Source organism: Escherichia sp. WS1450 (assembly GCF_046487395.1).
GTDB lineage: Bacteria > Pseudomonadota > Gammaproteobacteria > Enterobacterales > Enterobacteriaceae > Escherichia > Escherichia coli.
Window position 1 is genome coordinate 146,441 of the sequence record NZ_JBJQJO010000010.1, and the last position, 14,445, is coordinate 160,885.

The following is a 14,445-nucleotide window of genomic DNA, read 5'->3' on the forward strand; positions in this document are numbered from 1 at the left end:
CAGTTGAATGCTGATGCTACCAGTATTTATGCGGGTTAGAGAGAGACAAAATCGCAAGAAAACAACTTTAGGAATTTATAAAGAAAAGGCGCTGTCGATGCAGCGCCTTGAAGGGGGATTATTTCACCTGATGACCCGGTTTAGCACCAGCATCCGGGCTTAGCAGGAAAATATCTTTCCCGCCAGGACCGGCAGCCATCACCATGCCTTCGGAGATACCGAAGCGCATTTTACGTGGTGCCAGGTTAGCCACCATAATGGTATGACGACCAATCAGTGCCTGCGGATCCGGGTAAGCAGAACGAATGCCGGAGAAGACATTGCGTTTTTCACCGCCGAGATCCAGCGTCAGGCGCAGCAGTTTGTCAGAACCTTCAACAAACTCTGCGTTTTCGATCAACGCCACGCGCAGGTCAACTTTGGCGAAGTCGTCAAAGGTGATGGTTTCCTGAATCGGATCATCTGCCAGTGGGCCAGTTACTGGTGTGGCAGCTGCTTTCACTTCTTCTTTAGACGCTTCCACCAGTGCTTCAACCTGCTTCATGTCAATACGGTTATACAGCGCCTTGAACGGATTCACTTTGTGGCCCAGCAGCGGTTGCTGGATACCATGCCAGGTCAGTTCTGTATTGAGGAATGCTTCTGCACGCTCGGTCAGTTTCGGCAGTACCGGCTTCAGGTAAGTCATCAGCACGCGGAACAGGTTTATGCCCATCGAGCAAATTGCCTGCAGGTCGGCATCGCGTCCTTCCTGTTTCGCCACCACCCACGGAGCCTGTTCATCGACATAACGGTTAGCCAGATCTGCCAGCGCCATGATTTCGCGGATCGCTTTACCAAATTCGCGGCTTTCCCACGCTTCACCAATCACTTCAGCGGCATCCGTGAAGGTTTTGTACAGTTGCGGGTCAGCCAGTTCGCTTGCCAGCACACCGTCAAAACGCTTGTTGATAAAGCCCGCGTTACGGGAGGCCAGGTTAACCACTTTATTCACGATATCGGCATTCACACGCTGAACGAAATCTTCCAGGTTGAGATCGATATCATCAATGCGCGAAGAAAGTTTCGCAGTGTAGTAGTAACGCAGGCTGTCGGCGTCAAAATGATTCAGCCAGGTGCTGGCTTTAATAAAGGTGCCGCGAGACTTGGACATCTTCGCGCCGTTCACCGTCACATAGCCATGAACAAACAGGTTAGTCGGCTTGCGGAAGTTGCTGCCTTCCAGCATGGCAGGCCAGAACAGGCTGTGGAAGTAAACGATATCTTTACCGATGAAGTGGTACAGCTCGGCGGTGGAATCTTTCTTCCAGTATTCATCGAAGCTGGTGGTGTCGCCGCGTTTGTCGCACAGATTCTTGAAGGAACCCATGTAGCCAATCGGCGCGTCCAGCCAGACGTAGAAATATTTGCCCGGTGCGTTCGGAATTTCAAAACCGAAGTACGGCGCATCGCGGGAGATATCCCACTGTTGCAGGCCGGATTCAAACCACTCCTGCATTTTGTTTGCCACCTGCTCCTGCAACGCACCGCTGCGGGTCCATGCCTGCAACATTTCGCTGAAAGAGGGCAGATCAAAGAAGAAGTGTTCGGAATCACGCATTACCGGCGTAGCGCCAGAAACCACCGATTTCGGCTCGATCAGTTCAGTCGGGCTGTAGGTCGCGCCGCAGACTTCGCAGTTATCGCCGTATTGATCCGGGGATTTACATTTCGGGCAGGTGCCTTTTACAAAACGGTCCGGCAGGAACATGCCTTTTTCCGGATCGTAAAGCTGAGAGATGGTGCGGTTTTTAATAAAACCGTTCTCTTTCAGGCGAGAATAAATAAGTTCTGACAACTGGCGGTTCTCTTCGCTGTGCGTCGAGTGATAGTTGTCGTAGCTGATGTTAAAGCCTGCGAAATCAGTCTGATGCTCCTGACTCATTTCGCCAATCATCTGCTCCGGAGTGATACCAAGCTGCTGAGCTTTCAGCATGATCGGTGTGCCGTGGGCATCGTCGGCGCAGATGAAGTTGACCTCGTGGCCGCGCATTCGCTGGTAACGGACCCAGACATCAGCCTGGATGTGCTCCAGCATATGGCCGAGGTGGATTGAGCCGTTAGCGTACGGCAGTGCGCACGTCACCAGAATTTTCTTCGCGACTTGAGTCATAGTAGGCATTACTTCTTAATAGTGAAAAGGGGTTAGATAGTACCAAATGGGAAAATGTTAAGTAAGTACTTCTCTATATTCTTCAGGTAAACTATCAGCTGATGGTTTATCTATACAAAAAAGGAGTCGGGATGAACGAACAATCCCAGGCCAAATCACCAGAAGCCTTGCGCGCAATGGTCGCCGGGACACTGGCCAATTTTCAGCACCCAACCCTGAAGCATAACCTCACCACGCTGAAAGCGTTGCACCATGTCGCCTGGATGGACGACACGTTGCATGTGGAACTGGTTATGCCATTCGTCTGGCATAGCGCGTTCGAAGAGTTAAAAGAGCAATGTAGCGCCGAACTGCTGCGCATCACCGGGGCGAAAGCTATCGACTGGAAACTGTCGCACAATATCGCCACCTTAAAACGCGTGAAGAATCAGCCGGGAATTAACGGCGTGAAGAACATCATTGCGGTCAGCTCCGGTAAAGGCGGCGTGGGTAAATCCTCCACGGCGGTAAACCTGGCGCTGGCACTGGCGGCGGAAGGGGCGAAAGTCGGCATTCTGGACGCCGATATCTACGGCCCATCAATACCCACCATGCTGGGCGCAGAAAATCAGCGTCCAACTTCGCCGGACGGTACCCATATGGCACCGATTATGTCTCATGGACTGGCAACCAATTCAATTGGTTATCTGGTCACTGACGACAATGCGATGGTGTGGCGTGGTCCGATGGCGAGCAAGGCGTTAATGCAGATGTTGCAGGAAACCTTGTGGCCGGATCTCGACTATCTGGTGCTTGATATGCCGCCAGGCACCGGTGACATTCAATTGACACTGGCACAAAACATTCCAGTAACTGGCGCGGTAGTGGTCACCACCCCGCAGGACATTGCGTTGATCGATGCGAAAAAAGGCATTGTGATGTTCGAGAAAGTCGAGGTTCCGGTGCTCGGTATTGTCGAGAACATGAGTGTGCATATTTGCAGTAACTGTGGTCACCATGAACCGATTTTCGGTACCGGTGGTGCAGAGAAACTGGCCGAGAAATACCACACGCAGTTGCTGGGGCAGATGCCGTTACACATCTCCTTACGTGAAGATCTCGATAAAGGCACGCCAACGGTTATCAGCCGTCCGGAGAGCGAATTTACCGCTATCTACCGCCAGCTGGCTGACCGCGTTGCAGCCCAGCTTTATTGGCAGGGAGAAGTCATTCCTGGCGAGATTTCCTTCCGCGCGGTCTAACGCGTATTAACCTTTTTGGTTGCTTTTCATACACCGCAGAGATGTTACATTGATGCGGTGTATTTGTTTTTGCCGCATTAATGAACACTTATTTAATGCTGCGAATATTCTGCGGACCTTCGTCCGAAACTCTATAAAGTCGATTGATCGTACAGGCAATGCTTCATTATCATCCTTCGTGGCTGTGTAGTGGATGTACAGCTATAGTTTGTTATGCACTCATTCTATCCAGGCATAACCTTTACTACAGGGATAACGTTCAATGAATAAGTACTGGCTGTCAGGAATTATTTTTCTTGCCTATGGAATGGCTTCTCCCGCGTTCTCTTCACAGACTGCCACATTAACGATTAATGGCAGGATCAGTCCCCCAACATGCAGTATGGCTATGGTTAATGGTCAACCTCAACAGCATTGTGGTCAGTTAACGTATGATGTTGATACCCGTCATCAGGTTTCTTCGCCAGTCAAAGGTGTAACGACAGAAGTGGTTGTTGCAGGTAGCGATAGCAAACGTCGAATCGTGTTAAATCGCTACGATTAATTTGCCACCCTGGTTTTTTAATCGGATTTAGAAAGCTGAAATCATTCGTGTGAATGATTTCAGCTTTTTTATTGATATCAATAATACCATTTACAAAAATCTGCATTAATTAATAGATGTGATAAATATTTAATATGCTTAAGTATTTGTTGTATTTATATTGCAATGGTTAATTTGTTTTAAATCAATAAAACAATGTGTTTACATTGCGGCAACTTTTTTGATGTGAGAAATTTGTTTCCAAGAGACACAGACTCTTAACAACCAAAAATAAATTTTATTAAGGAACATATTATGAAACGTTCAATTATTGCTGCCGCTGTCTTTTCTTCTTTTTTTATGAGCGCTGGGGTATTTGCCGCAGACGTTGATACCGGAACATTAACCATTAAAGGGAATATTGCAGAATCTCCGTGTAAATTCGAAGCGGGTGGCGATTCAGTAAGTATTAATATGCCAACTGTACCAACCACTGTCTTTGAAGGTAAAGCTAAATACTCGACCTATGATGATGCAGTCGGTGTAACCAGCAGCATGTTAAAAATTAGCTGTCCGAAAGAAGTTGCTGGTGTAAAACTCTCGTTGATTACCAACGATAAAATAACCGGAAACGATAAGGCGATAGCCAGTAGCAACGATACCGTGGGGTACTATCTCTATTTAGGTGATAACAGCGATGTCCTGGATGTTTCTGCACCTTTTAACATTGAGAGTTATAAAACAGCGGAAGGTCAATATGCTATTCCGTTTAAAGCAAAATACCTGAAGCTGACAGATAATTCAGTGCAATCAGGTGATGTGTTATCTTCTCTGGTTATGCGTGTGGCGCAGGATTAATAAATAAAATTTCAAGTTTCTCCAGTTAATAAACATGGCCGCTATCCCCATGGCGGCCTTTTAATTTAAGAGGCATTAAGATGAAAGGATTATTAGCTTTACTCATTTCTTCTATGGTCCTTCCTGCACATGCCGGTATTGTTATCTACGGGACGCGTATTATTTACCCGGCAGAGCACAAAGAAGTGATGGTGCAGTTGATGAACCAGGGAAACCGTTCTTCGCTGCTGCAGGCGTGGATTGATGATGGTGATACGTCGTTACCACCAGAAAAAATTCAGGTTCCTTTCATGTTAACGCCACCAGTGGCAAAAATAGGGGAAAATTCCGGGCAGCAAGTAAAAATCAAAATTATGCCGAATAAACTGCCCACTAATAAAGAGAGCATTTTTTATCTGAATGTTCTGGATATTCCACCAAATAGTCCAGAGCAAGAGGGCAAGAATGCACTGAAATTTGCAATGCAAAACAGAATCAAATTGTTTTACCGGCCTGCGGGTATTGCACCGGTAAATAAAGCGACATTTAAAAAGTTACTGGTAAATCGCAGTGGCAATGGATTGGTGATAAAAAATGACTCAGCAAATTGGGTAACGATTTCGGATGTCAAAGCTAATAATGTCAAAGTCAATTATGAAACTATTATGATTGCCCCCTTAGAAAGTCAGAGTATTAATGTCAAAAGTAATAATGCGAATAACTGGTATCTGACCATTATCGATGACCATGGCAACTATATTAGTGACAAAATTTAATTGCAGGAGCTGCCTATGTTGAGAATGACCCCACTTGCATCAGCAATCGTAGCGTTATTGCTCGGCATTGAAGCTTATGCAGCTGAAGAAACCTTTGATACCCATTTTATGATAGGTGGAATGAAAGACCAGCAGGTTGCAAATATTCGTCTTGATGATAATCAACCCTTGCCGGGGCAGTATGACATCGATATTTATGTCAATAAGCAATGGCGCGGGAAATATGAGATCATTGTTAAAGACAACCCGCAAGAAACATGTTTATCAAGGGAAATTATCAAGCGGTTAGGCATTAATACCGATAACTTTGCCAGCGGTAAGCAATGTTTAACATTTGAGCAACTTGTTCAGGGTGGGAGCTATACCTGGGATATCGGAGTTTTTCGTCTCGATTTCAGTGTCCCGCAGGCGTGGGTGGAAGAACTGGAAAGTGGCTATGTTCCACCGGAAAACTGGGAGCGAGGTATTAATGCGTTTTATACCTCTTATTATGTGAGTCAGTATTACAGCGACTATAAAGCGTCGGGTAATAGCAAGAGTACATATGTACGTTTTAACAGCGGGTTAAACTTACTGGGGTGGCAACTGCATTCTGATGCCAGTTTCAGTAAAACAAATAGCAATCCAGGGGTGTGGAAAAGCAATACCCTGTATCTGGAACGTGGATTTGCCCAACTTCTTGGCACGCTTCGCGTGGGTGATATGTACACATCAAGCGATATTTTTGATTCTGTTCGCTTCAGCGGTGTGCGGTTGTTTCGTGATATGCAGATGTTGCCTAACTCGAAACAGAATTTTACTCCACGGGTGCAGGGGATTGCTCAGAGTAACGCGCTGGTAACTATTGAACAGAACGGTTTTGTGGTTTATCAGAAAGAGGTTCCTCCTGGCCCGTTTGCGATTACAGATTTGCAGTTGGCCGGTGGTGGAGCAGATCTTGATGTCAGCGTGAAAGAGGCGGACGGTTCGGTAACCACCTATCTGGTGCCTTATGCAGCGGTGCCGAATATGCTGCAACCTGGCGTGTCGAAATATGATTTTGCGGCGGGTCGTAGCCATATTGAAGGGGCGAGCAAACAAAGTGATTTTGTCCAGGCGGGTTATCAGTATGGTTTTAATAACTTATTGACGCTGTATGGCGGATCGATGGTCGCGAATAATTATTACGCGTTCACTTTGGGGACTAGCTGGAATACACGCATTGGTGCCATTTCCGTCGATGCCACGAAGTCGCATAGTAAACAAGACAACGGCGATGTGTTTGACGGGCAAAGTTATCAAATTGCCTACAACAAATTTGTGAGCCAAACGTCGACGCGTTTTGGTCTGGCGGCCTGGCGTTATTCGTCGCGTGATTACCGGACATTTAACGATCACGTTTGGGCAAACAATAAAGATAATTATCGCCGTGATGAAAACGATATCTATGACATTGCCGATTATTACCAGAACGATTTTGGCCGTAAAAATAGCTTTTCTGCCAATATGAGCCAGTCATTGCCAGAAGGCTGGGGTTCTGTGTCCTTAAGTACGTTATGGCGAGATTACTGGGGGCGTAGCGGCAGCAGTAAGGATTATCAGTTGAGTTATTCCAACAACCTGCGACGGATAAGCTATACCCTCGCGGCAAGCCAGGCTTATGACGAGAATCATCATGAAGAGAAACGTTTTAATATTTTTATATCGATTCCCTTTGATTGGGGTGATGACGTTACGACGCCTCGTCGGCAAATATATATGTCTAACTCAACGACGTTTGATGATCAGGGTTTTGCCTCAAATAATACGGGATTATCGGGAACCGTTGGAAACCGGGATCAATTTAACTATGGGGTCAACCTGAGTCATCAGCATCAGGGAAATGAAACAACAGCTGGAGCGAATTTAACCTGGAACGCGCCGGTGGCAACGGTGAATGGCAGTTATAGTCAGTCGAGTACTTATCGACAGGCTGGAGCCAGTGTTTCAGGGGGCATTGTCGCCTGGTCGGGTGGCGTTAATCTGGCGAACCGTCTTTCCGAAACGTTTGCAGTGATGAATGCGCCAGGAATTAAAGATGCTTATGTCAATGGGCAAAAATATCGCACAACAAACCGTAATGGAGTGGTGGTATACGACGGAATGACACCTTATCGGGAAAATCACCTGATGCTGGATGTGTCGCAAAGCGATAGCGAAGCAGAATTGCGCGGTAACCGGAAAATTGCCGCACCTTATCGCGGCGCGGTTGTACTGGTTAATTTTGATACCGATCAGCGCAAGCCCTGGTTTATAAAAGCGTTAAGAACGGATGGGCAACCATTAACGTTTGGTTATGAAGTCAATGATATCCATGGTCATAATATTAGCGTTGTCGGCCAGGGAAGCCAGTTATTTATTCGCACCAATGAAGTTCCGCCATCGGTTAATGTAGCAATTGATAAGCAACAAGGACTTTCATGCACAATCACCTTCGGTAAAGAGATTGATGAAAGTAGAAATTATATTTGCCAGTAATAGTCAGGTGGTTCTATGAAAATTCGCATAATGCTATTTATATTAATGATGATGGTTATGCCAGTGAGCTATGCAGCATGTTATAGTGAGTTATCTGTTCAGCACAATTTGGTTGTTCAGGGGGATTTTGCACTTAGTCAAACACAAATAGCGACATATGAGCATAATTTTAATGATTCGTCATGCGTGAGTACAAATACTATCACCCCTATGAGCCCGTCGGATATTATTGTTGGACTTTATAACGATACCATTAAATTAAATTTACATTTTGAATGGACCAATAAAAACAACATCACGTTGTCAAATAATCAGACCAGTTTCACCAGTGGTTATTCGGTAACGGTGACACCTGCGGCCAGTAATGCAAAAGTGAATGTTTCTGCGGGGGGCGGCGGTTCAGTAATGATTAATGGTGTTGCAACATTATCCAGTGCTTCATCATCGACACGCGGGAGTGCTGCAGTACAATTTTTACTGTGTTTATTCGGTGGCAAGTCATGGGATGCATGTGTAAATAGCTACAGAAATGCATTGGCACAAAATGCAGGTGTCTATTCCTTTAATCTGACATTGTCATACAACCCGATAACCACAACCTGCAAACCGGACGATTTATTAATTACTTTAGAGAGTATTCCCGTTTCACAATTACCAGCCAAAGGTAACAAAGCAACAATAAATAGTAACAAAGGGGATATTGTTCTGCGTTGTAAAAACTTATTAGGTCAACAAAATCAAACATCACGGAAAATGCAGGTGTATTTATCAAGTTCTGACTTGTGGGGCAGTAGTAACACGATCCTGAAAGGTGCGGAAGATAATGGCGTAGGATTTATTCTTGAAAGTAATGGTTCGCCAGTCACACTTTTAAATATCACTAACAGCAGTAAAGGATATACAAATTTAAAGGAAGTTGCTGCGAAGTCAAAACTTACAGATACAACGATTTCAATTCCGATAACTGCCAGTTACTACGTCTACGATACAAACAAAGTTAAATCTGGCGCACTGGAGGCAACCGCATTAATCAACGTGAAATACGACTAATAACAAGCAAGACGAGCAAGTGGCTAATAATAAAAATAATAAGGTGTCTGCATTTCCCCCTCTCTTCGAGGGGGCTTTTTTCAGCGATGATAAAAAATCTCACCGTCGTAGGCTTTAATGATTTTACCGTCGGTGTCGTTGATCAACACGTACGCGCCACCCATATAGGTCCAGTGTGTCCCGGCATCAGGCGCGGGCAGGTTACGTAACTGCCACTGCTTAATGTTGTACTCATCGGTGCGGTACATCTCTGGGACGGTATCGCCTAGTTTGAAATGCTTAAAGTCAGCAATGAAACTGCTTAACTCATACTTAGAAATTCCCGAGGTATTGGTCGAACCCGCGGTGGCTGGTGCGGCCCAGGCGGCACTGGTAACCAGCAAAAGCGCACCCAGCAACATCTTATTTTTAATGGTCATAAACTCTCCACTTTGGGGATCTGTAATATCAGTCGCATATCTTTCCTGCCATACAATATAACTGACAAGCGATATTTTGTTAGTGATCCCATGATTTCGTAAAAAGTGTAAATGAAAGGATGCCCTAAAAGCATCCTTAGCGAGCAGAGAGTCAGCGGAAATAGCTGATTTAAGAATCATCCTGGGCTGAAGATAACATGCAAGCCTAAAGGATTGAGTTATCGCATTATGCCCATGAAGCCATGTACGCCCATATACACACCAACTAAGCCAATCAACAGACTGGAAAAATAGGGGGCGCGTTTAGCGAGAGTGTTAAATCCGCTCCAGCGTTTTGCGACCTGCTGAACGCTGATTGCTGCGCCAACGCCTACGGTGACCAGCGTTAACGCCAGGCCAATGCTGAAACTGACGACCAGTGTTGCGCCCAGTGTCAGGGCTTTCAACTGAATGCATATCAACAGCACGGTAATTGCTGCCGGGCAGGGGATAAGGCCACCGGTTAAGCCAAATAGCAAAATTTGCCAGTTGGTGACCTCTCTACCATCAAAGCGTCGTTTAATGTCATTGGCATGGGCTCGTGCATGGGCATCCTGATACTCGCCATGTTCGTGATGGTGATGATGTCCATGGTCGTGGTGATCTTCGTGATCGTGGTGATGATGCTCATGATCATGCTCGTGCATATTCTCCAGCCAGTTGCGTTCGCCGCGCCAGGTACGCCAGAACATCCAGAACGCGGTGCCAATAATGATCACTGCGGAAATCAACTGGAGCCACGGTTCTGCTGATTGAGCAGTAAAGCGTTTGCTGATCACCATCCCGCCAAAGGCAATCAACCAGACCACTGCGGTATGCGAAATGGTTGCTGCCAGTCCGAGCATCACCGCCTGTTTAATGGTGCCTTTGATGGCGATGATAAACGCCGCCATCATCGTTTTTGAATGCCCTGGTTCCAGGCCATGAAGCGCACCAAGTAAGATGGCGCTGGGGATGAAGAACCAGGCGTTTCCTTGCTGAAGAAGAGTGGTAAATTCGGTCATGATAATAATTCTTAGTATTAATTCGGCAATCTGATTCTACTCCCCCCCAGTACCTGATACTACCCCCCAGTAGATTAATAGTGCTATGATTTTTCATATTCTTGTTAACCAGGTGTTGCCATGTCTCATACAATCCGTGATAAACAGAAACTGAAAGCGCGTGCCAGTAAGATTCAGGGCCAGGTCGTGGCGCTCAAGAAAATGCTCGACGAGCCGCACGAATGCGCTGCAGTTTTACAACAGATTGCTGCTATCCGTGGCGCGGTAAACGGTCTGATGCGGGAAGTGATTAAAGGTCATCTGACGGAACACATCGTTCACCAGGGGGATGAGCTAAAACGTGAAGAAGATCTGGATGTCGTTCTGAAGGTGCTGGATTCTTATATCAAATAATTTATTAACGCGATTGTAAAACTGCGGTTTTTACTCGTTTACAACGCGTGCGCTGGACATTACCATCCTCCTCTGCGATTTATCATCGCAACCAAACGACTCGGGGGGCCCTTCTGCGTGAAGGCTGAGAAATACCCGTATCACCTGATCTGGATAATGCCAGCGTAGGGGGCCAAAATAGTCTTGAAAATTATGTGGTTGCATCTCTTTTTGACCATAAATCATGCTGTTAAGGTACAAAAAGGGGTCGTTTATGAGGTCAAGAACTCTCCCATACACATTTCAGCGAAACGGTAATTACTATCTACAAATCCGGCTTTCGGATGGTCGGATATACAAAAAATCACTTTTTACTGACAGTTATCGCGAAGCATCGGCGTTGATGATTGGCCTTACTCCGCACATTCCTTTCGTTAAATCACTCGCTACTCCGTTGCTGCAATTTAATAAGTTTGTTTCAAACTTGATCGCTTCGTCACGTAACGTAATGATTCCGTTGCCACTCCCTCAGCAATTGAACAATATTTCTAAAGAAGTTTTGCAGCTTCAACCACCAGCCAAACCGGAAAAGGTGCTAACACTTGCTGATGCGTGGGCTATGTACAAGGAGGAAAGAGGTCGAAATTGGACAAAATCGATCTCAATGGCAAATGAGCGTTATATGGAGGTATTGCTTGTTGTCTTGGGAAAAGAAACAGACGTAACGGCAATCACCAAACAAGATATTAAGCGAGTAATGGAAACTGTCGAAAACTTACCAAAGCGTGTAGTGCAACCGTATAGGTCAATGACTATTCAGCAACTAATCGAATGTGATGATGTGCTGCCAGAGGATTTAGTTGGTGCTGAGGCTGTACATAAGCACCTTAAAATCTACAAATCGTTATTCAAAACATTTCTGACTGAAAACAAAGATATTCTATCTAAGTCTCCGACTGATGGAATAGTAGCGGCACCATCCAAAGCTAGGTTTGGTGCATACAGTGCAGCAGAAATGAAAAAATTTGTAGGATGGGCAATAAAGCAGCCTGATGGATGGCAGAAGTGGATCACTTTGTTGTTGGCGTACACAGGAGCCAGAAGAGGTGAGATTGCTAAACTGGAGAAGTCGCAGATCAAATTTGATGAAGATAGCCAGCGGCACTATCTTCTGATCGCGGAAAGAAGGCTGGGTAAAACTGAGAATGCTACAAGACAGGTAGTGATTCATCCCAAACTGATTGAGTGGGGGTTTCTGGATTTTGTTAACCGCCAATGGAAAGAGAAAATCTTTTCGGAAGTCTCAGGTCGAAATATGTCAAAGATAGGTAAAGTTCTTTCAGATGTTCGTGATCAGCTTGATATTCCTTATCTTGATGATTATGGGCAGCGGCGCTTGGTGCATAGTTTCCGGCATACTATGATTTCTACTTGTTTAGCTGGTTGGGTGAGTAATTTGGCGCATCTGCAACAGGTGGTAGGTCATGAGAAAAGCGGTTTAGGGATTACCAGACGCTATTTGCACTCTTTTCCTTTACGTTCAATTTGTTACGTGATTGATGGTTTGGACTGGTTAAATTGATGTGAGCCTCGTGAGAAAGGGAATAAATAGAGAAAATCAAGTTGTTACCTCATTGGCAGGGGATATAATGACCATATTGTCATCTTGAGGAACAAAAGTATGGTTGCTCGTTCTAACCTTGTAAATTTAGATGCACTGATTAAGCGTGCTGATTTAGGTTTAAAGATCCAAGATAACTCTTCATTTGAAACGCTAAACAGTATTCCTGCAAGAGAATTGAAATCAGGAAGTGGAATTGCTGCGCTTCTGAGAAAACCAGATTTCCAGCGTGAAACAAATCATTGGGGGCCTGAGCAGGTTGTATCGCTTCTCGAATGCTACATCAATGGTGATTTGATACCTTCCGTTATTCTTTGGCGGTCTTCAACCCATCTTTTTGTGATCGATGGTGGTCATCGTTTAAGTGCGTTACGTGCTTGGGTTGAAGATGATTATGGCGACGGTCATATATCCCATCAACTTTTTGGGCATGATATTCCTCGTGAACAACGCCGCGCTGCAGATAGAACGAGAAAGCTTGTGAAGGAGAGGGTCGGTAGCTGGGAATATTATCAGAAGTTGCTTGCCGATGATGCTTCATTGACCGAGGAACAGCAGAGAAGAATCAGCGTATTAACATCTCGTGGAATCTCAGTCCAATGGGTAGTGGGTGATGTAGATAAGGCAGAAACTTCATTTTTTAACATCAATATGAAGGGAACTCCTCTTGATGCTATCGAAGAGATGCTTCTAAAAAATCGCAAGAAAAGTATTCCGATAGCAACCCGAGCAATTATTCGTGCCGGTAGAGGTCATCGCTATTGGTCGGGGTTTGATCAGAGCATTGCCCAGCAACTTGAAGATAAATCTGCAAAGCTGCATCGTTTGCTGTTCGAACCTGAAGTTGATCGCCCTATTAAAACTCTTGATCTTCCATTAGGCGGTTCTAGGGGGGTCAGGACAGCGATCCAAGTTTTGAAAGATTTCTTACTGATCACTGATTGCAACCAGAATGGTGTTTTGAAAAAAATCGAAGCCTACCCTGATGATGCGTCGGGTGCTGATACGTTAAGAATCCTTTCCAAAGCCACATCATTAAGCAATAGAATTACAGGCAATGGCGATGGTAGCTTGGGGCTTCATCCAGCGATTTATTTTTATGGTCCGACTGGAATCCACTCAACGCCAATGTTTCTAGGAACTGTGCTACTGGTGGCAAAACAACTCTCTAACAATAATGGTCAATTCTTTAAAGACTTCACAACAATCAGATCTAGGCTTGAGAGAATAATGATCGAATTTAAGGACTTGATCGCAATGATAGTACAAAAACCAGGTAGTAATGTCCGAGTGGCTCGCTACTGTGATTTTTTAAATGCGGTGATCAAATCACTCAAGCAGGGAGAGAATATTGATGAGAGTAAGCTTATCGAGCTGGCCGAATTGGAGGGGAGAATACTCTCTGGAGATTTTAAGAGAACATCAGCAAAAATCAGCGATGAACAAAAAAGTAAGGTGTTCATTGATGTGGCTCTGCGCAACGCTTTGAAATGTCCGATTTGCCAAGGTTACCTTGATACTGAAAAGTCAGTTTCTTATGATCATATCGTACGTGTCCGTGAGGGAGGAGATGGTAATTCTGACAATGTACAGTTGACACACCCTTACTGTAACCAGTCAGTGAAGTGTTAAAATCACGTTTCACTTTTCGTTGTCATTTGTATCGAACGTTTTTGAGAAAGGGCAGGATTGCGAGCGAGTTACCAGCGTAAACAGATAAATACTGTTTTCGTAAGCCCACTGTCGCCGCTTTCCGCTCTGCAATTTTTGCTTGTCGGGGGGCTAATTGTGGCTTTGCTTGCCATAACATTAAAAGTCAGTAATATACTGAAAATTAATACAATACTTTTCATATATCCCATTGAATATTCAGTTCATTGCCAAATAGCAAGCGGAGCACTCTCTCTTTAACGTT

Annotated in this window: 12 protein-coding genes and 1 riboswitch; of the genes, 9 read left to right on the plus strand and 3 right to left on the minus strand. The window is 45.1% G+C overall.

The genetic code is table 11. The annotated features are described in order from the left end of the window. Positions 1-118: 118 nt before the first annotated feature. Positions 119-2,152: a methionine--tRNA ligase gene (metG, locus tag ACJHYR_RS14305; protein ID WP_001306372.1), complete on the minus strand. Its 2,034-nt coding sequence runs from the start codon at positions 2,150-2,152 to the stop codon at positions 119-121. A gap of 131 nt (positions 2,153-2,283) precedes the next feature. Between metG and apbC the strand changes: the two genes are divergently transcribed. The 6 genes from apbC to ACJHYR_RS14335 all read left to right on the plus strand — a co-directional run bounded on the left by apbC (position 2,284) and on the right by ACJHYR_RS14335 (position 9,075). Continuing rightward, on the plus strand, positions 2,284-3,393 hold the full coding sequence (gene apbC / locus ACJHYR_RS14310) for an iron-sulfur cluster carrier protein ApbC (RefSeq protein WP_001005448.1): 1,110 nt from the start codon (positions 2,284-2,286) through the stop codon (positions 3,391-3,393). Positions 3,394-3,655: 262 nt separating this feature from the next. Beyond that, positions 3,656-3,937: a YehE family protein gene (locus ACJHYR_RS14315; protein WP_001046488.1), complete on the plus strand. Its 282-nt coding sequence runs from the start codon at positions 3,656-3,658 to the stop codon at positions 3,935-3,937. 294 nt (positions 3,938-4,231) lie between these two features. Further along, positions 4,232-4,774 carry a fimbrial protein gene (locus tag ACJHYR_RS14320; protein WP_000830468.1) on the plus strand — a complete coding sequence of 181 codons (543 nt, stop codon included), beginning with the start codon at positions 4,232-4,234 and terminating at the stop codon, positions 4,772-4,774. A gap of 80 nt (positions 4,775-4,854) precedes the next feature. After that, positions 4,855-5,529, plus strand: coding sequence for a fimbria/pilus periplasmic chaperone (locus ACJHYR_RS14325; RefSeq protein ID WP_000677328.1), 675 nt, complete (start codon positions 4,855-4,857; stop codon positions 5,527-5,529). Between the two features lie 15 nt (positions 5,530-5,544). Beyond that, positions 5,545-8,025, plus strand: coding sequence for a fimbrial biogenesis outer membrane usher protein (locus ACJHYR_RS14330; protein ID WP_072837465.1), 2,481 nt, complete (start codon positions 5,545-5,547; stop codon positions 8,023-8,025). Positions 8,026-8,040: 15 nt separating this feature from the next. Continuing rightward, positions 8,041-9,075 (plus strand): putative fimbrial-like adhesin protein, encoded by a 1,035-nt coding sequence (locus ACJHYR_RS14335; RefSeq protein WP_000702202.1) that lies wholly within the window; start codon positions 8,041-8,043, stop codon positions 9,073-9,075. An 80-nt stretch (positions 9,076-9,155) separates the two neighbouring features. Here the strand turns inward: ACJHYR_RS14335 and rcnB are convergent, their stop codons facing one another. Both rcnB and rcnA read right to left on the minus strand, forming a co-directional pair. Next, complete coding sequence (gene rcnB, locus ACJHYR_RS14340; protein WP_001587198.1) at positions 9,156-9,494, minus strand: Ni(II)/Co(II) efflux transporter accessory subunit RcnB; 339 nt, start codon at positions 9,492-9,494, stop codon at positions 9,156-9,158. A gap of 218 nt (positions 9,495-9,712) precedes the next feature. Then, entirely contained in the window at positions 9,713-10,537 is an 825-nt protein-coding gene (rcnA, locus tag ACJHYR_RS14345; protein WP_000134572.1) for a nickel/cobalt efflux protein RcnA, read from the minus strand. Between the two features lie 120 nt (positions 10,538-10,657). Here rcnA and rcnR point away from each other — a divergent pair, with 120 nt between their 5' ends. From rcnR to ACJHYR_RS14360, 3 genes are all read left to right on the plus strand, one after another. After that, a complete protein-coding gene (gene rcnR, locus ACJHYR_RS14350; RefSeq protein WP_000019944.1) occupies positions 10,658-10,930 on the plus strand; it encodes a Ni(II)/Co(II)-binding transcriptional repressor RcnR in 273 nt (90 codons plus the stop codon). A 91-nt stretch (positions 10,931-11,021) separates the two neighbouring features. After that, positions 11,022-11,117: riboswitch (TPP riboswitch) on the plus strand. A 66-nt stretch (positions 11,118-11,183) separates the two neighbouring features. Then, on the plus strand, positions 11,184-12,491 hold the full coding sequence (locus tag ACJHYR_RS14355; RefSeq protein ID WP_059327984.1) for a tyrosine-type recombinase/integrase: 1,308 nt from the start codon (positions 11,184-11,186) through the stop codon (positions 12,489-12,491). A gap of 99 nt (positions 12,492-12,590) precedes the next feature. Continuing rightward, positions 12,591-14,162 carry a DUF262 domain-containing protein gene (locus ACJHYR_RS14360; RefSeq protein ID WP_021293132.1) on the plus strand — a complete coding sequence of 524 codons (1,572 nt, stop codon included), beginning with the start codon at positions 12,591-12,593 and terminating at the stop codon, positions 14,160-14,162. The last annotated feature ends 283 nt before the right edge of the window (positions 14,163-14,445 follow it).

Excerpts from the sequence above, each read along its gene's own strand:
- metG (WP_001306372.1), bottom strand. The coding sequence starts at position 2,152 with ATGACTCAAGTCGCGAAGAAAATTCTGGTGACGTGCGCACTGCCGTAC.
- apbC (WP_001005448.1), top strand. The coding sequence starts at position 2,284 with ATGAACGAACAATCCCAGGCCAAATCACCAGAAGCCTTGCGCGCAATG.
- ACJHYR_RS14315 (WP_001046488.1), top strand. The coding sequence starts at position 3,656 with ATGAATAAGTACTGGCTGTCAGGAATTATTTTTCTTGCCTATGGAATG.
- ACJHYR_RS14320 (WP_000830468.1), top strand. The coding sequence starts at position 4,232 with ATGAAACGTTCAATTATTGCTGCCGCTGTCTTTTCTTCTTTTTTTATG.
- ACJHYR_RS14325 (WP_000677328.1), top strand. The coding sequence starts at position 4,855 with ATGAAAGGATTATTAGCTTTACTCATTTCTTCTATGGTCCTTCCTGCA.
- ACJHYR_RS14330 (WP_072837465.1), top strand. The coding sequence starts at position 5,545 with ATGTTGAGAATGACCCCACTTGCATCAGCAATCGTAGCGTTATTGCTC.
- ACJHYR_RS14335 (WP_000702202.1), top strand. The coding sequence starts at position 8,041 with ATGAAAATTCGCATAATGCTATTTATATTAATGATGATGGTTATGCCA.
- rcnB (WP_001587198.1), bottom strand. The coding sequence starts at position 9,494 with ATGACCATTAAAAATAAGATGTTGCTGGGTGCGCTTTTGCTGGTTACC.
- rcnA (WP_000134572.1), bottom strand. The coding sequence starts at position 10,537 with ATGACCGAATTTACCACTCTTCTTCAGCAAGGAAACGCCTGGTTCTTC.
- rcnR (WP_000019944.1), top strand. The coding sequence starts at position 10,658 with ATGTCTCATACAATCCGTGATAAACAGAAACTGAAAGCGCGTGCCAGT.
- ACJHYR_RS14355 (WP_059327984.1), top strand. The coding sequence starts at position 11,184 with ATGAGGTCAAGAACTCTCCCATACACATTTCAGCGAAACGGTAATTAC.
- ACJHYR_RS14360 (WP_021293132.1), top strand. The coding sequence starts at position 12,591 with ATGGTTGCTCGTTCTAACCTTGTAAATTTAGATGCACTGATTAAGCGT.